Origin of the sequence: Vagococcus sp. CY52-2, from assembly GCF_022655055.1 — a bacterium.
GTDB lineage: Bacteria > Bacillota > Bacilli > Lactobacillales > Vagococcaceae > Vagococcus.
Genome location: NZ_CP093384.1, coordinates 1,886,366 through 1,904,495, shown reverse-complemented (window position 1 = coordinate 1,904,495; position 18,130 = coordinate 1,886,366). Strand labels below are relative to the sequence as shown.

Annotated in this window: 19 protein-coding genes and 1 pseudogene; 17 read left to right on the top strand and 3 right to left on the bottom strand. The window is 33.5% G+C overall.

Features of this window, described 5'->3' with window-relative positions; translation table 11 throughout:
• Window positions 1-36 precede the first annotated feature (36 nt).
• Window positions 37-234 carry a CsbD family protein gene (locus MN187_RS09165; RefSeq protein ID WP_241699527.1) on the top strand — a complete coding sequence of 66 codons (198 nt, stop codon included), beginning with the start codon at window positions 37-39 and terminating at the stop codon, window positions 232-234.
• A 112-nt stretch (window positions 235-346) separates the two neighbouring features.
• Here MN187_RS09165 and MN187_RS10660 read toward each other — a convergent pair.
• Window positions 347-441: pseudogene (locus tag MN187_RS10660) on the bottom strand (IS6 family transposase); the annotation flags it as partial.
• A 786-nt stretch (window positions 442-1,227) separates the two neighbouring features.
• Between MN187_RS10660 and MN187_RS09160 the strand changes: the two are divergent.
• Together MN187_RS09160 and MN187_RS09155 are read left to right on the top strand one after the other, a co-directional pair.
• On the top strand, window positions 1,228-1,668 hold the full coding sequence (locus MN187_RS09160) for a DUF3290 family protein (RefSeq protein ID WP_241699528.1): 441 nt from the start codon (window positions 1,228-1,230) through the stop codon (window positions 1,666-1,668).
• Between the two features lie 14 nt (window positions 1,669-1,682).
• Entirely contained in the window at window positions 1,683-2,315 is a 633-nt protein-coding gene (locus MN187_RS09155) for a DUF421 domain-containing protein (RefSeq protein ID WP_241699529.1), read from the top strand.
• Window positions 2,316-2,970: 655 nt separating this feature from the next.
• Here the strand turns inward: MN187_RS09155 and MN187_RS09150 are convergent.
• Window positions 2,971-3,165 carry a transposase gene (locus MN187_RS09150; protein ID WP_371821060.1) on the bottom strand — a complete coding sequence of 65 codons (195 nt, stop codon included), beginning with the start codon at window positions 3,163-3,165 and terminating at the stop codon, window positions 2,971-2,973.
• A 188-nt stretch (window positions 3,166-3,353) separates the two neighbouring features.
• Between MN187_RS09150 and kduI the strand changes: the two genes are divergently transcribed.
• From kduI to MN187_RS09080, 14 genes are all read left to right on the top strand, one after another.
• On the top strand, window positions 3,354-4,184 hold the full coding sequence (gene kduI / locus MN187_RS09145; RefSeq protein WP_117973702.1) for a 5-dehydro-4-deoxy-D-glucuronate isomerase: 831 nt from the start codon (window positions 3,354-3,356) through the stop codon (window positions 4,182-4,184).
• A gap of 15 nt (window positions 4,185-4,199) precedes the next feature.
• On the top strand, window positions 4,200-4,991 hold the full coding sequence (locus MN187_RS09140; RefSeq protein ID WP_117973674.1) for a gluconate 5-dehydrogenase: 792 nt from the start codon (window positions 4,200-4,202) through the stop codon (window positions 4,989-4,991).
• Between the two features lie 69 nt (window positions 4,992-5,060).
• Complete coding sequence (locus tag MN187_RS09135) at window positions 5,061-6,248, top strand: MFS transporter (protein ID WP_241699530.1); 1,188 nt, start codon at window positions 5,061-5,063, stop codon at window positions 6,246-6,248.
• Window positions 6,248-6,895 (top strand): bifunctional 4-hydroxy-2-oxoglutarate aldolase/2-dehydro-3-deoxy-phosphogluconate aldolase, encoded by a 648-nt coding sequence (locus tag MN187_RS09130; protein WP_242093895.1) that lies wholly within the window; start codon window positions 6,248-6,250, stop codon window positions 6,893-6,895. Before MN187_RS09135 ends, MN187_RS09130 begins: the two co-directional genes overlap by 1 nt.
• 1 nt (window position 6,896) lies before the next feature.
• Window positions 6,897-7,910, top strand: coding sequence for a sugar kinase (locus tag MN187_RS09125; RefSeq protein ID WP_241699532.1), 1,014 nt, complete (start codon window positions 6,897-6,899; stop codon window positions 7,908-7,910).
• A 16-nt stretch (window positions 7,911-7,926) separates the two neighbouring features.
• On the top strand, window positions 7,927-8,733 hold the full coding sequence (locus MN187_RS09120; RefSeq protein WP_117973666.1) for a hypothetical protein: 807 nt from the start codon (window positions 7,927-7,929) through the stop codon (window positions 8,731-8,733).
• 109 nt (window positions 8,734-8,842) lie between these two features.
• Complete coding sequence (locus MN187_RS09115) at window positions 8,843-11,599, top strand: sigma 54-interacting transcriptional regulator (RefSeq protein ID WP_242093893.1); 2,757 nt, start codon at window positions 8,843-8,845, stop codon at window positions 11,597-11,599.
• Between the two features lie 131 nt (window positions 11,600-11,730).
• Window positions 11,731-12,909: a glycoside hydrolase family 88 protein gene (locus MN187_RS09110; RefSeq protein WP_117973662.1), complete on the top strand. Its 1,179-nt coding sequence runs from the start codon at window positions 11,731-11,733 to the stop codon at window positions 12,907-12,909.
• 12 nt (window positions 12,910-12,921) lie between these two features.
• Window positions 12,922-13,422 (top strand): PTS sugar transporter subunit IIB, encoded by a 501-nt coding sequence (locus tag MN187_RS09105; protein ID WP_117973661.1) that lies wholly within the window; start codon window positions 12,922-12,924, stop codon window positions 13,420-13,422.
• Between the two features lie 18 nt (window positions 13,423-13,440).
• Complete coding sequence (locus MN187_RS09100; protein ID WP_117973659.1) at window positions 13,441-14,220, top strand: PTS mannose/fructose/sorbose/N-acetylgalactosamine transporter subunit IIC; 780 nt, start codon at window positions 13,441-13,443, stop codon at window positions 14,218-14,220.
• Window positions 14,210-15,025 carry a PTS system mannose/fructose/sorbose family transporter subunit IID gene (locus MN187_RS09095; RefSeq protein ID WP_079346280.1) on the top strand — a complete coding sequence of 272 codons (816 nt, stop codon included), beginning with the start codon at window positions 14,210-14,212 and terminating at the stop codon, window positions 15,023-15,025. The genes MN187_RS09100 and MN187_RS09095 overlap by 11 nt, the downstream gene beginning before the upstream one ends.
• A 15-nt stretch (window positions 15,026-15,040) precedes the next feature.
• On the top strand, window positions 15,041-15,493 hold the full coding sequence (locus tag MN187_RS09090) for a PTS sugar transporter subunit IIA (RefSeq protein WP_242093891.1): 453 nt from the start codon (window positions 15,041-15,043) through the stop codon (window positions 15,491-15,493).
• A gap of 3 nt (window positions 15,494-15,496) precedes the next feature.
• Window positions 15,497-15,772 carry a preprotein translocase subunit YajC gene (gene yajC, locus MN187_RS09085; RefSeq protein WP_117973655.1) on the top strand — a complete coding sequence of 92 codons (276 nt, stop codon included), beginning with the start codon at window positions 15,497-15,499 and terminating at the stop codon, window positions 15,770-15,772.
• Between the two features lie 72 nt (window positions 15,773-15,844).
• On the top strand, window positions 15,845-17,770 hold the full coding sequence (locus MN187_RS09080) for a heparinase II/III family protein (protein WP_242093889.1): 1,926 nt from the start codon (window positions 15,845-15,847) through the stop codon (window positions 17,768-17,770).
• Between the two features lie 82 nt (window positions 17,771-17,852).
• Here the strand turns inward: MN187_RS09080 and MN187_RS10655 are convergent, their stop codons facing one another.
• Window positions 17,853-18,128, bottom strand: a complete 276-nt coding sequence (locus MN187_RS10655) for an FUSC family protein (RefSeq protein WP_371821038.1) — start codon at window positions 18,126-18,128, stop codon at window positions 17,853-17,855.
• Window positions 18,129-18,130: the final 2 nt, after the last annotated feature.

Genomic DNA, 18,130 nt, shown 5'->3' with positions numbered 1-18,130 from the left:
ATAACGATATTGAATTAAGAACAGGAGGTTATTATTATGACAAATAATGGAAAAACAGATAAATTAGTTGGCAAAGCAAAAGAAACTGCTGGTGATGTTACAGACAATGAAGAATTAAAAGGTGAAGGTGTTTTAAAACAAGTTGAAGGTAAAATTACAGAAGTTGGTTCTGATATAAAAGACAAAACAGAAGAAGTTATTGGTGACGTTAAAGAAAAGTTTGATAACAAATAAATTAAAGCTAAGTAGAAGTGTCAATAAATTGATAGTATTTGTGTTGCAAAGTTAAAAAATTAGACAGACGCATCCCAAATTTGTTTAATGGGCTATGCTGCTTTAAGCAGAGCTCAATTTTATCCCACGTGAAAAGTCGAAGAGGTTAATTTCTCTTCGACTTTCTTTATATAGTGCCGAAACAACCTCAATTTCTTTAATCGTTGTGTGGCTAACTTCATTATTATAATAGAACAATCACGATAATTTAAAGGAAAATGACAGTATACGTCAACGGGCTCAATAATATTTTGATAGTTGTATGGTTTTCTCTTAAAATATTATTTCACCATCGTTCCTCCAATCATTTTAGTTAAAGTCATTATATCGAAAAATCACACTTCATTAACCTTTGCAACATAACCATATTTTTCGCTAGCCTTTGGGGTATTGACAGGGGCGTTTTTAAAATTACTAGTACAATTTAGGTATATATAATTCTAAACTTAAACTAACGGATGTAGGTAGGGAAAAGGAAATAATATCATGTTGATTAGAATAGCACACTAGGAATGATAAAAGGACAATCATCAACTTATTGCGTCTTTTGGTAGTAAAATGTCTAGTTTTACAATCTAAAATTGGATATATTAAGAAAAAAGACGTGTGTTACTTTCATTCTTAGCTGCGTGTCCATTTTACTAACTAAATTGTTGGGAGGAATGTTCGCTAACTCATTTGTAGAATGCTTCGTAAAAAAGTGACCAATGATTTTAACAGATGTTGTACAAGGAATTTGGATATTGCTATTACTGCTTTTATTCATAGATCATCCTTTAAAAAATATTCATATCAAAGTAACTATTAAAGATTCAACTTGAATCAAATGTGCAGAGCATACTAGAGAATTGAGAGGATAATAAATTAGTGGAAAGACTATGTTTTAAAATAAGTGCCCATGCATCATGAACAATTTTTAGAAATAAGTTAATTTTATGAAGGAGGGAAATTTTTATGGATTTTTACAGTGTTGATATTCTTGAAAATCAAGTAAGTATAAATAACATTATTCGATACATAGGTATGTTTTTGCTATTTGGCCTTATTATTCTTATTATTGTATTCTTAAAAAAAAGATTTGAAACAAAGTATAGAGATCTAGCAGTTATAGCTTTTTTGTCACTATTATTAATTTCTTGTATGCAATACATGGATTATTCTCAATCCTTAAATCAAAAACATCAAGTTTCTGAAGTTCTAAATTTTATTAATGTTTTATCAGAAAAGGAAAAAATTGATAAAGATAATATATACATAAATTCATATCAATTAAATGATAACACGATTATAAAATTGAATGAATCCTATTATTCGGTTGAACTAAATGCTGATAAGTCTGCATTTAGTTTGAAAAAAGTTACGTTGTTAAACGGAGAAATTATCAAAAAAAATTAGGGAGTTGAAAATAAATGAATGTGAATGGAATTGTTATTAAGTTTATTTTAGGCATTATTTGTCTTGTATTTCAGATTAATCTTATGGGAAAAAGTAACTTAGCTCCATCATCTCCAATGGATCAGATTCAAAATTATGTATTGGGGGGGATTATAGGAGGCGTTATTTATAATGAATCTGTTACAGTACTACAATTTCTAGTTGTTTTATTAATTTGGACAATACTGGTTATGATAGTTAAATATTTAAAAGAAAATTTTCATTTTATGAAAGTAATTGTTGATGGAAAGACCTCAGTACTAATTAAAGATGGGATGATTAATGTAGGTCAATGTATGAAGCAGGGAATACAGGGGCGTGAATTGATGTTAAAGTTGAGAGAAAATGGGATTAGTGACGTGTCTCAAGTTAAACGAGCAATTATAGAGCAAAATGGACAATTAACAATTACAGAATACGGTGATGAATCAACTAGATATCCTGTGATTATTGATGGACAACCTGATATGGATATACTTGAAATGATTCATAAAGATCTAGATTGGCTAAACTCAGAAGTAAATAAGGCTGGATTGAAAAATATTAATCAAATATTTGTTGGTGAATATGTTTCTGGCGAATTAAAATTTTTCCCTTATCCAACATAGATAGTATGGATGTGTTGCAAATCTAAAAACTAGATAAAATCTCGTTAATCTGTCAACCTACTTCATCAAAATACGGAAGTCAAAAGCTGTTAGCTATATTAATAGCCTAGTAGTTTGTTTTGATTAAATTTCAACTTTTGATGGTAATAAGAATCTATCAAAACTAGCTCGTCTGTAGTCAGATGTGTATAGGTCATTGTGATCACTCTCCTTGTTCACTTTGGTTGGAAATCCAATTTGAGTGTATCACAAATGATTTTTTTTAGTTGTCTAGCTTAATTTTATAATCAGCGTTTATAAAAAAATACAATAAAAAACCGTTTTAAAAACAAATCAATGCTATAAAATAAAAAATCCCTTTTTATTTTTAGCTAAGTTTAAAAGATTTTTTTGCTTTATACGATTCTGTTGCAATGTTAAAACAATAGACAGACACATTCTGATTTTGTGTAATGGTCTATGCTGTTTTAAGCAGATTTTCAATTTCCTCCCATTGAGAAATAGGCTAACTCAAAAGTAACTTTTTAATAAAAATTACTTAACTATAAAAATAAAAATCCCATGAAACCAACGTTGTAATTAACGGATTTCATGGGACTTTTTTTATTCTAATACTTTTGAGGAAGCCCCTTCTGAGTTCATTCATACTTTTCAACTACCTATAGCTAGTTAATTTTCTTATGTTTATTGTCATTAATGTAAAAACTAATTCATTAACTACCTTGTCTTTTCCTCTAACAGAGAAACGAGTGAACGGCAAATTAGTCTTCAGATTTCTAATGGCTGGTTCTATATCAATTTTTCTTTGTTTATAAAGTTTATCTGTTTTCTTTTGTGTACCATTGTTTATCTGTTGAAGCAGAAGAATCAGCCATTTTGTATATCTTTTTTCGATTTATATTAGCATAAAGAGTTCATGAATACATATTCTTGATGAAAATGGTTGCATTTTTTTGGTGAAGTCGCTATAATCAGGTTATAGATTTCTTAATAAGAAATATTATTTCCAAATAAGAAAAGGGGTAATTTGGCATGAAGATGGAAACAAGATATGGAAGCAGTCCAGAAATGATTCGTCATTTTTCAACAGAACAATTAAGAGATGAATTTTTAGTTGAAAAGTTATTTGTCCCAGGAGAAGTATTATTAACTTACACACATAATGATCGTATGATTTTTGGTGGGGTAACACCAACCAATGAAGCATTAGAAATTAAATTATCAACAGAATTAGGTGTTGATTACTTCTTAGAACGTCGTGAGTTAGGTGTCATTAATATTGGTGGACCTGGTTCTATTATTATCAATGGAACAGAAGAACCTATGAAGAAACAAGATGGTTACTATATTGGAAAAGAAACAAAACAAATTCAATTCAAATCAGATGATGCCAGCAATCCAGCTAAATTCTATTGTGTGTCAGTACCAGCACATAAAATTTATCCAAATGTGAAAATCAGCATTGATAATATCACACCGATGGAAACTGGTGAATCAACAACATTAAACAAACGTAAAATCTATCAATATATTCATCCAAACGTTTGTGAAAGCTGTCAATTACAAATGGGATACACTATTTTAGCAGAAGGTTCTTCATGGAATACAATGCCATGTCACACACATGAGCGTCGTATGGAAACTTACCTATACTTTGATATGGATCCAGATACAAAAGTTTTCCATTTTATGGGTAAACCTGATGAAACAAAACATTTAGTTATGGGAAATGAACAAGCAACCATCTCACCAAGTTGGTCAATCCATACAGGTGTGGGAACAGCAGATTATACATTTATCTGGGCAATGTGTGGCGAAAACATCACATACGGTGACATGGATATGGTCGCTATGGATGACTTAAAATAATAGGGGTGTAAGAAAATGACAAAATTTTCAATGGATTCATTTAGATTAGATGGCAAAGTGGCATTAATAACTGGTGGGATTTATGGTATTGGCTTTGGTATTGCTCAAGCGTTGCATGAAGCTGGAGCAACGATTGTCTACAATAGTATTAATGAAGAATCAGTGGCTCAAGGTGCTGAAAACTATAAAGCAGCAGGAATTGATGCAAAAGGTTATGTGTTTGATGTAACAGATGAACAAGCCGTAAATGCAGCAGTTAAACAAATAGAAGAAGAGGTTGGAACAATTGATATCCTAGTAAATAATGCTGGAATCATCAAACGTATGCCAATGTTAGATATGTCAGTAGAAGACTTTAGACAAGTTATTGATATTGACTTAAATGGCCCATTTATTATGTCGAAAGCTGTGTTACCGGGCATGATTGAAAAAGGTCATGGAAAAATTATTAACATTTGCTCAATGATGAGTGAATTAGGACGTGAAACAGTTAGTGCTTATGCAGCCGCTAAAGGCGGACTAAAAATGTTAACGAAAAATATCTGTGCCGAGTTTGGTGAACATAACATTCAATGTAATGGAATTGGCCCTGGTTATATTGCAACACCTCAAACAGCTCCATTACGTGAAGAAGGTCATCCATTTAATGACTTTATTATTGCCAAAACTCCAGCTGCACGTTGGGGAACGGTTGAAGATTTACAAGGATCAGCAGTCTTCTTAGCATCTGAAGCATCTGATTTTGTTAACGGACACATTTTATATGTAGACGGTGGAATTTTAGCGTATATAGGAAAACAACCTTAATCACGCGAGTAGCACGATTCTCGTGCTACTTTTTTATTTTAAATAGAAAGATGGTAGAGAGTAGAAAAAATGTCGTTTTATAAACAATTAAATGCAGTAGATAAATATATTTTATGGTGTTGTTTCTTTATATTTTTTGTTAATGGATTGTACTCAATGGTATTTGGTTCGATTTTACCGTTATTGAGTGACGCTTATTCAGTAAACGAAACAGTCAGTGGGATGTTGTTATCAAGTCATCAGGCTGGAAATTTGATTGCAGGTTTTGTGGCCGGAATATTACCGCTGTATTATGGCCGGAAAAAATCGATTTTGTTTTTAAGTAGTTTTGTAATTATTGGTTTTTTATTAATAATTGGTGTAGGAACACCGTGGATACTTTTATTTGCTTTTTTCTTTACCGGAATTAGTCGAGGAAGTATTTCAAATTTTAACAATAAGACGGTCAATGATATTACAGATAGTAACCCTTCAGCATTAAATTTTTTACATAGTTTATTTGCAATTGGGGCATTGTTATCGCCATTTTTAGTGATGCTATTTGGTCAGTTATTTGGGTTAAATGGATGGCGTTGGTTATTAGTCGGAATTATAGGATTGATTGTAGTCTCTCAAATGATGTTTTTTAATATGCCAATTGAAGGAGACAGCTTAGCAAAAGATCAAACAACTAAAGAAAAAGATTATACGTTTTTTAAAGATTCACTGTTTTGGAATACGATTATCATTATTTTTTTCTATCTGTGTGCAGAATCTGCTATCACAGGTTGGTTGGTGACATATTTTATTCAGTCTGATTTATTAACTATCCAACAATCTCAAATGATTTCGTCGTTATTATGGGTAGGAATTTTAATTGGTCGATTAGGTTGTGTTTTCTCAGGTAGTCGCCTGTCACGGGGAACATTGATTACTCTTATTAGTATTGGTAGTGCCATTTTTTATGGGCTATTACTTGCCAGTAACAGTATCACCATGATTTTAGTATCAGTATTAGGTTTAGGTATTTCAATGGGTGGGATTTACCCAACAGCTATGACAATAGCAGGCTCATCCATTAAAAAACATCCAATGTCACTAGGTTGGATATTAGTGATTGGTGGATTAGGTGGTATCACTATGCCAATCGTTACAGGGTATCTTGCCCAAACATTTACCATATTCTGGGGCATGGTAGCCATTATATTGGCCATTTTTATGATGTTATTAGGTGTCTTTTGGTACCAATTTGTTAATCAAAGAAAAGAGGAAATTTGATGAAAAAAGTACAAGTATTATCAAAATTACAACAATGTGGGTTAGTAGCCGTGATTCGTGGAAACTCAAAAGAAGATGGTGTTAATATTTCAAAAGCAACAGTTGCAGGTAATATTAAAGCTATTGAAGTGGCGTATACGACACCAAATGCGAGTGGTGTGATTGAAGACTTAGCACAAGAATACAAAGAAGATGATTCGGTTGTAATTGGTGCTGGTACCGTTTTAGATGTGACGACAGCTAGATTAGCTATTTTATCAGGTGCCGATTTTATCGTGAGTCCATCATTTGATGCCGATGTAGCTCAAATATGTAATTTGTATCAGATACCTTATTTACCTGGATGTATGTCTATTACTGAAATTAATACAGCATTAGCTTATGGAGTTGATATTATTAAAGTGTTTCCTGGAGATATTGTGGGACCACGCTTTATTAAAGACGTGAAAGGACCACTTCCTCATGTGAATTTAATGCCAACTGGTGGTGTGAGTTTAGATAACATGCAAGAATGGTTTGATAATGGTGTGATTGCAGTTGGAATTGGCAGCAATTTAACTAAAGGATTAACTGGAGATAATTATGACGTGGTGACTGAGAATGCTCAGACTTACGTGAAAAAACTAAATGAAATAAGAGGGAACTAGCATGGGAAAAGTTGTCACATTAGGTGAAATATTAATTCGTTATTCAACTGAGAAAGGTCAACACTTAGAAGATAGTTCACGCCTTTTTTTCCATTATGGTGGCAGTGAAGCCAATGTGAGTATTGGTCTAAGTGGGTTATCTCATGATGTGTCACTTTTGTCGGTGGTTCCCAAAAACCCATTAGGTCAAGGAGCATTACAGCATTTTCGTAAATATGGTGTGGTTACCTCAGATGTTTATTATTCTGGAGACAGACTAGGTGCTTATTTTGTTGAAGTAGGAGCAGGTCCTAGAGCAACAAGTGTGGTATATGACAGAAAGCACTCAAGTTTAGCAGAACTAAAAGAAACGATGTGGGCAGATGATACGATATTTGACGGAGTAGACTTGTTCCATGTGTCTGGTATCACACCTGCTTTAAGTGAGGATCTAGTGACTATAACATGTGATTTGATGAAACGAGCAAAAGAACGAGGGGTAACAGTTTCTTTTGACAGCAATTATCGTGCAAAATTATGGTCGTTAGAAAAAGCATCAGATGTTTATAAAAAAATCTTACCATTTGTTGATATTTTTTCTGCAGGTAAATTAGATGCCATTAATCTACTCGGTGTCACACCGCTTGAGAACGCAGCTTCAACTGTCGATGAATTGACTTATTATAGTCAAAAAATGCAAGAGATGTATCCAAATATTTCAGTGATTTATTCGACAACACGTGACGTGGTATCAACTGATGAAAACTATCTTCAAGGTAATTTGTGGCACGATGGTCAGCTGTATCAATCAAGAAATTTCCATATACCATATATTGTTGACCGAATTGGTGGGGGAGATGCATTTTCTTCTGGTATGTTACATGGGTTACTCACACAAGATGACCCACAACACAGTATAGAGTTGGCTACGGGTATGTCTGTATTAAAGCATACTTATTCAGGAGATTCGCTATATATTTCAAAAGACGAAGTCGAGCAGTTTATCAATAGTGATTCAAGTAAAATAAATCGTTAATCGAAAGGATGAGAACATGTTAACTTTATCGTTAAAAAATAAAGAAACAATAAAACAAGAACGTTCTAGAGAAGGTGAGACGTACTTAGTTTTTAAGAATTATCCCTATCAATTAGGAGATTATTTTGAGTTGACTTTAAGTGAGCCAAATCAACTAGTGTGGGTACAGATGGATGCAGCAATTGAGCCTAGTTTGATTTATGTAGAGGGTACCACGTGGCGCTATCAAGTGATTTTAGATGAAAAGTTAGGTTTAGCTTATTCGCCAAACGTGTTTAAAGGAACTAGACATTTTGTTAAAGCGTGGTTACCGACAATAGATGAAATTAACGCCTACAGAAATTTAGCTAAAAATTCGCACGATCAGAAAGATGATTCAAAAGGCTATCCTCATGCCTATGCAAATGTTGAAACACGAAATGATTCAACTTTCTTTGCTAGAAATGCGATTGATGGCATAGTTGCTAATGAAAATCATGGGTCATATCCGTACCAGTCATGGGGCATCAATCAACGTGTCGACGCTCAAATTACCATTGATTTTGCGCGTGAAGTATTAATTGATAAAGTAGCACTTGTGTTACGTGGAGATTATCCACATGATAGTTACTGGACACGTGTGACTTTAGAGTTATCGACAGGAGATGAGTATGTGCTTGAAACAACGAATGCTCTTGATCGTCAATTCTTTGACATTCCATCAACTGCTGTGACGAGTGTGACATTAAAAAATCTCATCAAACATGAGGATGATTCACCGTTTCCAGCGTTAACACAAATTGAAGTATTTGGAAAAGAATATAGTCAAGAGTTTGATTTGTAATTTACAAATAGATTGAGATGAACTATAATTTTTTTACCTAATGTTATATCCGCAAGATAACCGTCTTGTGGATTTTTTCACTAGAAAGTCAGAGTATAGGATGATAGGGATGAATAAAGTAAATTATTTACTGCTTTTAGAACAAGGATTTGAATTAGTCGATACATTAAATGAAGAATCATGTGACTTTGCAACAACTCATCATATATCTGAGGTGACCGGAAAGAAAACAAATATTGTCAATCACCACTTAAATAATTTATTTAAAGAAGGTGAATTAATCAAAATTAATTCTAAACCAGTCTATTATTTACCAAAACAATTGGTCTCAGATTTTTTAAATCAAGAATTATCCAAATCTGTTTATGACTCTTTTGAGGAATTATTGGCAGATAAAACCGACGTATTTGATCAGTTGATTGGCAGTCAAAGTAGTTTGAATCATGTGATTAAGCAAGGGAAAATTGCTTTAAGTTATCCACCAAAGGGGATGCCGTTTCTTTTAACCGGACCAACTGGTTCTGGTAAAACATATTTAGTTAAGCGCTTTTATGATTATGCGAAACAAATGGATTTACTAGATGACACAGCCCCATTAATTATGTTTAACTGTGCAGAATATGCAGATAATCCAGAATTATTATCTTCTAAATTATTTGGACACAAAAAGGGAAGTTTCACAGGAGCCGATGAGGATAGTAAGGGACTATTAGCATTAGCTGATAAAGGTGTGTTATTCATAGATGAAGTCCATCGTTTAACACCAGAAAATCAAGAGAAACTATTTTATTTTATTGATGAGGGAAAATACAAGCCAGTAGGAGAAAATGAAACATGGTCACATGCAGATGTGAGATTAATGTTTGCGACAACTGAAACATTGGATGATTACTTGCTTGATACATTCACAAGACGTATTCCGATAGTAGCGAAAGTACCGTCACTAGAAAGTCGTGGTATTAGAGAAAAACGTGAATTCTTGTATCATTTTTTTAGACAAGAAGCTTTGTTACTGAAAAAAGATATTTTAATTGAAGATGCCCTGTTTCATTTTTTATTAGCTTATAAATTTGTTGGAAACGTAGGAGAATTACAAAATTTAATCCGTTACATTTGTGGTAATGCCTTTGTTCGTCAGGGTTTAGGGGAAGAATTAACGGTTTCGATTAGTGATTTACCTGATAATATGAAAAAAGAAGCGTTTCGAGCAATTGATTTAACGCCAAAAGATAAAATAAAAATCACACCGACTGGGACGGTCATTGACCCAAGTTATCGATCGATTGCGACGTTTTTTGATGTGTTATATGGAGAGCTTGATAGCATTGGTAAGCAATATTTGAGAGAAGAACTTAACTCGCATTACTGGATTAATGTGTCGTTTGAAAAAATAGAGGAACAGTTTAAATCAATTAATAACCGAGTGTTGATAGACAAGCCATTAAAAATCAAGTTAGTCTCCATGATTGATGAGGTTTGTCGTGTGATGTATGAAACGCATCAAATCGAAGTATTGCCAGAAACACGTGACATTTTATTATTATTTATCGAGCTGTTGTTAGCTAGAGAATCAGACAGTGAGTATGCAGTCGATAGAGCAAAACAGTACAATCAATTGTTTAAAGAAAAGCTAGAGTATGTTACGAATACCGTTGATTTATTTGTTTATTTGTTTAAAGAGATGTCAAATATCGGCCATATTGAATTAAATGAGTGGGACTATTTGATTTTAAATATGATTTTTACTTATTATCGTCGTTTGAAACATAAAGAACAAATCAATGGTGTGATAATTTGCCATGGAAAAAGCACGGCATCTAGTCTAGCGGAAACAACGAACGCTATGATTGGTCAAAAGGTGTATCAAGGAATTGATATGTCATTAGATGTGAGTTTTAATGAGATTATCGTGAAGCTGCAACGTTATCTTTCCTTGCATGAAACAGCCAATGGCACGATTATATTGATTGATATTGGTCATACACAAGACTTAAAAGAAGCGCTCGAGCATCGTGTGGACGGATCAATTGTGATTATCAACAATGTCTCAACTCAACTAGCGCTAGATGTTGGTTTTAGAATTGTGAATAATGAACATATTGAAATGATTGGAAAAGAATCTTCTCGTCAGCATTTTTCAACTTATTCTATGTTCCAACCGGATAAGAAAAAAGTCCCAGCATTAATTATTTCGTGCCAATCAGGTATGGGGACAGCCAAGAAATTACAAGAAGTCATTTCTGAAAATTTACCTAAAAATACGCCAATTCAACTTGTTTTATCCGATTATGCACATCTGAAAAAAATGAAAACCAATACTACGATGTTTAATCGTTATGATATTATTGGCATTTTAGGCACAGCTGATCCACAAGTTGACGGTGTGAAATATATTGGGATTGATGATGTGGTATCTGAAGATGGGTACAAGCATTTGGCAACCATATTTGAGCGTTATTTAGACCCACTGGACATTCAATATTTGAATAATGGTGTCATGAAGACCTTGTCATTAGAGAATTTGGTTACAATGTTAAGTATTTTAAATCCAGAAAAAACCATTGAGTTAATTTCAGAGATGATTGATTATTGGGAACAAGCTTTTGATATAAAAATTCCCAATAATTTGAAGACAGCGTTATATATTCATATCAGTTGTATGATTGAGCGTGTGATTACTAGAGAGTATGTTCAAAACACTTTAATGGATGAAGAAGAGTTTAGTAAAAATCACTCCTATTTTATAAATGTTATTAAACAAGGGTTGGAAAGGTTTGAGTCAGTCTATCATGTCTCGGTTGATTTAGGGGAAATATCCTACTTGCATCAATTGTTTCAAGCAAATCTAATTGGATTTACTTTTTAATAAAGTAAATCCAATTTTTTTGGTTATACATCCAATTTATCGTTTTTAAAACGTTATAAATAAAGCGTTTTAAAAAGTTGGCACGTGACTTGCTTTATATAAAGTGAGACTAATAAAGGAGAGAAGTGGCGATGATAAAAGAAGATTTATTAAATGCACAACGTTATTATGGATCAGGATTACTATCTAAAAAAGACATTACCGATGCACTGGATCATGCAGTGGCTTTAGTAGATGAGAATATTAAAAAATTTGGTGAGACGTATCCAAGTCCTGCTACTAAAAATGGTTTTTATGAGAAAATGAAAAACATTGAGTGGACAAATGGCTTTTGGACTGGAATGTTATGGCTGGCTTATGAATACACCGGTGATGAAAAATATCGTCAATTAGCTGACAAACATGTCACAGATTTTTTACATCGTATTGAAGAAAAAATAGAAGTTGACCATCATGATTTAGGGTTTCTTTACATCCCGTCTTGTGTGAGCGCATACAAATTAACAGGAAATGAAGAGGCTAAAAAAGCTAGCATTTTAGCAGCAGACCAACTGATTTCTAGATACCAAGAAAAAGGTGAATTCATTCAAGCTTGGGGCGAGTTAGGTGCAGAAGATAATTACCGTTTAATCGTTGATTGCATGTTAAACATCCCACTTCTTTACTGGGCATCAGAAGAAACGGGAGATATGACGTATTCAGATATTGCGGACAAGCACTATCAAACAACATTAAAAACAGCGATTCGAGAAAATGCTTCAAGTTTCCATACATTCTACTTCGACCCTAAAACAGGTGAACCATTAAAAGGCGTGACTCGTCAAGGGTATTCAGACGATTCAAGTTGGGCACGAGGACAGGCATGGATTGTGTATGGTATGGCACTTCAATATTATCAAACACACAATGATTACATTGTAGAAGATTTTAAAGCTGTTACAAACTATTTATTAAATCGTTTACCAGAGGATTTAGTTCCATATTGGGATTTAATCTTTACTGATGGCAGTGGTCAATCAAGAGATTCATCATCTGGAGCGATTGCGGTATGTGGTATGAATGAGATGTTGAAATATTTACCAGAGTCAGATGAATTGGCAATGACGTATCGTTACGCTTCTCACGCTATATTAGGTAGTTTGATTAAGAACTACACGTACACTGATTTAGCAAAAGAAAATGGGTTATTAACTCATGGTGTTTACTCATGGCATTCAGGAAAAGGTGTGGATGAGGCAAATATCTGGGGAGATTATTTCTACATGGAAGCACTTCTTCGTTTTTATAAAGATTGGACATTATACTGGTAGGAGGAAAAAACAATGACAGAACCAAATATTAAAATGGTGAGAATTGACGAACGCTTGATTCATGGACAAGGACAATTATGGATTAATTCACTTGGAGCAAACTTAGTAATTGTAGCCAATGATGAGGTATCAACAAGTAGTATTCAACAAACATTAATGAAATCACTAATTTCAAAATCAATTGGGATGCGTTTTTTCAGCATAGAAGAAACATGTGACAAAATCCATAAAGCATCACCTAAACAATCGATTTTCCTAGTAGCTAAAAATCCTAAAGATGTTTTACGTTTAGTTGAAGGAGGCGTGCCAATCAAAGAATTAAACGTTGGAAACATTCACTTTACAGAAGGTAAAAAACAATTAACTAATTACATTTCACTTGGTGAAGAGGATTTAGCTGCCTTGAAAACATTACACAATGAACACGGGATACATTTCAACACACAAACAACACCAATGGGCGGCGACGCTGGTGGTGGGTTAGATTTAAACAAATACGTCGAAGAAAATTAATCGTTGGAGGTAAAATAAATGGATGCAACATTCGTACAGGCATTATTAGTAGGGTTATTTGTTTCATTTTGTTTAATCGGTCAGTTAATTGGTACTTACACTAACCGTGCAATCTTTTTATCATTTGGTGTCGGACTTATTTTAGGTGATGTTCAAACGGGGTTATTAATGGGAGCGACAGCTGAATTAGCCTTTATGGGATTTGGTGTTGGGGCTGGAGGAACTGTTCCACCTAACCCAATCGGACCAGGTGTTGTTGGGACTATTATGGCAATTGCTTTAAAAGATACAGGAATGGACGTGCCAACAGCATTGTCTTTATCATTCCCATTTGCTGTGATGATTCAATTTGTGATTACATTTATCTATTCATTAAATGCCGGATCACTTTCTTGGGCAACAAAATCTATCCAAGAAGGAAATTACAAATCATTTAAATTAACATCAAACTTAACATTTATCGGTTTTGGAGTATTTGGATTTATCATTGGTTTAGTTGCAACAATGAGTATTGAAGTATTACGTGCTTTTGTTAACATTATTCCTCAAGCACTTATTTCAGGATTATCTGTTGCAGGTGGCTTGTTACCAGCTATTGGTTTTGCGATGATTTTAAACGTTATGGTGAAAAAAGAATTCATTCCAGCTATTTTATTAGGTTATGTATGTATTTCTTATTTAGCAATGCCAGTTATTGGGTTAGCATTTGCCGGCGCAATCCTTGCATTAAACAACTTCTATAACAAAGGCAATGGACAAGCAGACGAACAAGAGGAGGTAATCGAAGATGGCATCTAACCAACAACCAGTATTAACGAAAAAAGATTATTTTAAAGCAAGTTTACGTTCATATGTGTTACAAAACGGATTTAACTATGGAAATTATCAAGGAACAGGGTATGCAAATATTCTTTTCCCTTCTCTTAGAAAAATTTACAAAGATGACGAAGAAAAATTGAAAGACGTTACCATTTCTAACTTAGAGTTTTATAACACAAACCCTCAGTTAGTTCCATTTATTACAAGCATGCAATTAGCCATGTATGATAGTGGACAAAATGAAGAAGACACACGTGCTATTAAGTTTGCGTTGATGGGACCTTTATCAGGGATTGGGGATTCATTATCTCAATTTGGTTTAGCACCATTGTTCTCAACCATTGCAGCAGGTATGGCATTAGATGGCTTAATAGCTGGTCCTATCTTCTTCATCGTGTGTATGTTTGGTATCACATTTGGTTTACGTATGTTGATGGGTTACTTAGGTTATAAACTAGGAACAAATGTCATTGATACATTGAGTGAAAAAATGGCAAGTATCGCAAAAATTGCGACAACAATTGGTGTAACGGTCATTTCAGGATTATCTGTATCATTTGTTAAAGCCAATTTAGCACTTGAATATGTGACAAAAGTTGAAGGTAAAGATCAAGTAGTGGCTCTTCAAACAGTGTTTGATAAAATAGCACCAAATCTTTTACCAGTTTTAGTTACAGCAGGGGTATATGTCTTAATCAGAAAATACAAATGGTCAACATACCGTTTGATTGCATTGCTTATTGTGTTAGGTATCGCTTTATCAATGCTAGGAATCTTAAAATAGTAGGGTGGAATAAAAATGTTTAAAGTATGCATAGTCGGTCATGGGAATTTCCCGTCAGGAGTTTGTTCAGCTTTAAAATTATTATCAGGAAGTAATGAACAGTTACACTATTTTGATTTAGATCACAATTTAACTCATGGAGAGTACGAACAACAATTAACAGCCTTTTTAACAGAAAATGACAATGTCTTGATTTTTGCTGATATGACAGGGGGCGCGCCTCATCAAATCGCAACACGTTTGTTATTAGAACTAGGCAAAAAAAATCAATTTATCTTATCTAGTGTGTCCTTAAATCTAATTTTAGATTTATATATGAAAAACAGCATGGGTATTTTAACGACAGATAATGTTTCTGTTGAGCTGTCAAATAGTATGGCTGAAAGCAAAGAAATGTTGATGGTAATGCCTGATATTTCTGAAGAAAAAGTGGAAGATGTATCGGTTACTGAAGAAGAAGGTATCTAAAATATGAAAACATTCGGGATTATCTTACTCATACTGCTTGTCATACTTTATGTTGTTGTTTTACCCCTTGCAAAGAAAAAATATCAACAAAAGCAATTAGTTGATATGCAATCTTTTTTAAATGAATTATCAGTTGGTGACCAAGTCATGATGAATAGTGGGATTATTGGAAAAATTAGTCGAATTGACGAACATATTGTTCATCTAAAAATAGCTAAAGATACCATTATTCGAGTGGATAAACACTCACTCATTGGTCGATACAACGAAGAAAAATAATCAAGTAAAGAAGTCACGATAACTCTATTATATAGATGAACGTGGCTTCTTTTTGTTAGAGGAGACGAGAGAATGAAGAGGACATTTTTTGATAAACAAGAGGCAAATATCATGTTGATGCATACGAATAGTCAGTTATTACTAGAAAACAAATTTCAATTTATTCACCCATATGATATGGAACCATGCCGTGACATTATTGCGTTTGTTGATGGCATTGACTGGACACATGTCCCATTTGAAGATGAAGAGTGGAATTATATGCTTAATCGTCAAGAATATTTACTAGATTTGTGTCTAAGTTTTGATATCACAAGGGACAGTATTTATTTACAAAAAGGGAAAAATTTATTGCTAGATTGGATTACTCAAAATCAAACGTCCGAAAATTGGCGAACAATTGATACGGGGATTCGTTTGATGTATTGGGAGATGACGATTCACTATTTAGAAGAGAGGTCTATGTTGAGTAATTCTGAAAGTGAAAAAATAGCACATAGTATCGAACAACAGACAAGCTATCTAGATGATCATTATATTGATAAATATGACTTGAGTAACTGGGGGATACTAATAGTAACAGGCTTCTTTATTACATCAAAACGCATCGGTATACGACAAGAATCAGGTATCTATCAGCGTATGTTAAATCGTTTAACAAATCAATTACGATTGCAAATCCAACCTTCAGGAAATCACTGGGAACAATCGCCGTTATATTTTATGGAGGTGTTGCGAAGTATTGTCTGTATTCATCAAAGCCAAGTACTAAGAGATGAACCGGTACAGAAACTATTAGAAGAAAAAATATTATCTATGTATCATTTTATGCCACATTTTGTGACACCAGAAGGCACGACTATTTTACAAGGGGACACAGATGAGATGCGAGTGGAAGATGTGATACAGACATTATCATTACTTTATCAACAGGATTTACCTGAACTTTTTACTCGTCAAGTGAGCGTCGATTATTTATTGCTCTATTTTAGTCGATACAAAACTGAGTATTTAGCATGGCAAGAAAATCTTTCAAAAAAAGTAGCCACTAATTATCCGAAAACAATGACGGATGATTTTACAGGGAATTATTATTACCACAATGATTGGGATTCTATGTCATCGTACGCCCATTTATACAATGGCCCATTAGGGAGCGGGCATGGGCATCTTAGTTTATGCCACATTGATGTCACACTTGGTGGTGATAATATCTTGGTAGATAGCGGACGTTTAACTTACGTCGAGTCACCGCTTAGATATTTATTAAAAGAAGCACCGCAACACAATACCGTTGTGATAAATAGTCATCCATTTGGTGAGGTCTTGGATTCATGGAGATTTGAAACTGTTCCAACAAGTTTATCTAACCGTGTCTATGAAGATGATCGTTTTTGGGCCGTAAGAAGTGCGTACGTCGACACTCAAGTTAATGGAGATTTTAAAGTCGTGCGGACAGTATTATATATAAAAGAATTAGATAGTTTTATCATTTTAGATCAGGTTGTTGATATAGGAGATAATGCATTTTCTAATATGACGCGCTATTTTAATTTAAATCCAAAGATAAAAGCACGACAAGAACAGGATCATGTTAGCTTGGATATAAAAAATAAGCGATATTATGCCTATTTCAGTGAAGAATCAATACATGTAGAAGAAAGTTTTTTTGCCCCAACATACAATGATTTAGTTGTTAATGAAAAAATTATGGCAACAAGTAGTCAACCAACTCAATATACTGTTCTGACTAAATACAGTAATGTTGTAGTCAAAGAAACCACAGTACAAAAAACTGATAATAAGTTATGCTCAGAGGAAAAATGTTACGGAATGGCAATCACAATAGATGGACAAGAGTGGTTGATTTATTCGATGATTGAAGATACTTATTCAGGCCACAAATTATATAAAATAGATGGACATCCAGTCTATGGACAATTCGGTGTTGTGAAAATAGATAGAAACAATGAAGAGAATTATATGAGATTGTTTTAAAAATGAAGTCACCACTTTACTATGCTTTAAGCCGTAAAGTGGTGGTTTTTAGTATTGTTTTTTTGAAATAGATAGCCCGTAATCAAATAAATACATGAGTATTAACACAATGAAGACAACTGATAAGAGTAGTAAGTAAACGGTAAGGTACGATTAATAGGTTGACAGAGGTAGAGTTCAAGGTACTTAATAATAAGATTTGTGGATTAGTAAAAAAATTGGCGATGGCATAATTTCTTGGTATGAAAAATACAACACCAATATTTAGTAACACAACCGATAAATAGATAATGATTTTTGGTAAATATAAGTTAATTAAAATAACACCTAGTACTAAACCGACAATACTACCAATCAATC

Coding starts and splice junctions, on each gene's coding strand:
- MN187_RS09105 (WP_117973661.1), top strand. CDS start 12,922: ATGACAGAACCAAATATTAAAATGGTGAGAATTGACGAACGCTTGATT.
- MN187_RS09095 (WP_079346280.1), top strand. CDS start 14,210: ATGGCATCTAACCAACAACCAGTATTAACGAAAAAAGATTATTTTAAA.
- kduI (WP_117973702.1), top strand. CDS start 3,354: ATGGAAACAAGATATGGAAGCAGTCCAGAAATGATTCGTCATTTTTCA.
- MN187_RS09115 (WP_242093893.1), top strand. CDS start 8,843: ATGAATAAAGTAAATTATTTACTGCTTTTAGAACAAGGATTTGAATTA.
- MN187_RS09090 (WP_242093891.1), top strand. CDS start 15,041: ATGTTTAAAGTATGCATAGTCGGTCATGGGAATTTCCCGTCAGGAGTT.
- MN187_RS09120 (WP_117973666.1), top strand. CDS start 7,927: ATGTTAACTTTATCGTTAAAAAATAAAGAAACAATAAAACAAGAACGT.
- MN187_RS09165 (WP_241699527.1), top strand. CDS start 37: ATGACAAATAATGGAAAAACAGATAAATTAGTTGGCAAAGCAAAAGAA.
- MN187_RS09160 (WP_241699528.1), top strand. CDS start 1,228: ATGGATTTTTACAGTGTTGATATTCTTGAAAATCAAGTAAGTATAAAT.
- MN187_RS09140 (WP_117973674.1), top strand. CDS start 4,200: ATGACAAAATTTTCAATGGATTCATTTAGATTAGATGGCAAAGTGGCA.
- MN187_RS09080 (WP_242093889.1), top strand. CDS start 15,845: ATGAAGAGGACATTTTTTGATAAACAAGAGGCAAATATCATGTTGATG.
- MN187_RS09130 (WP_242093895.1), top strand. CDS start 6,248: ATGAAAAAAGTACAAGTATTATCAAAATTACAACAATGTGGGTTAGTA.
- MN187_RS09155 (WP_241699529.1), top strand. CDS start 1,683: ATGAATGTGAATGGAATTGTTATTAAGTTTATTTTAGGCATTATTTGT.
- yajC (WP_117973655.1), top strand. CDS start 15,497: ATGAAAACATTCGGGATTATCTTACTCATACTGCTTGTCATACTTTAT.
- MN187_RS09125 (WP_241699532.1), top strand. CDS start 6,897: ATGGGAAAAGTTGTCACATTAGGTGAAATATTAATTCGTTATTCAACT.
- MN187_RS09100 (WP_117973659.1), top strand. CDS start 13,441: ATGGATGCAACATTCGTACAGGCATTATTAGTAGGGTTATTTGTTTCA.
- MN187_RS09110 (WP_117973662.1), top strand. CDS start 11,731: ATGATAAAAGAAGATTTATTAAATGCACAACGTTATTATGGATCAGGA.
- MN187_RS09135 (WP_241699530.1), top strand. CDS start 5,061: ATGTCGTTTTATAAACAATTAAATGCAGTAGATAAATATATTTTATGG.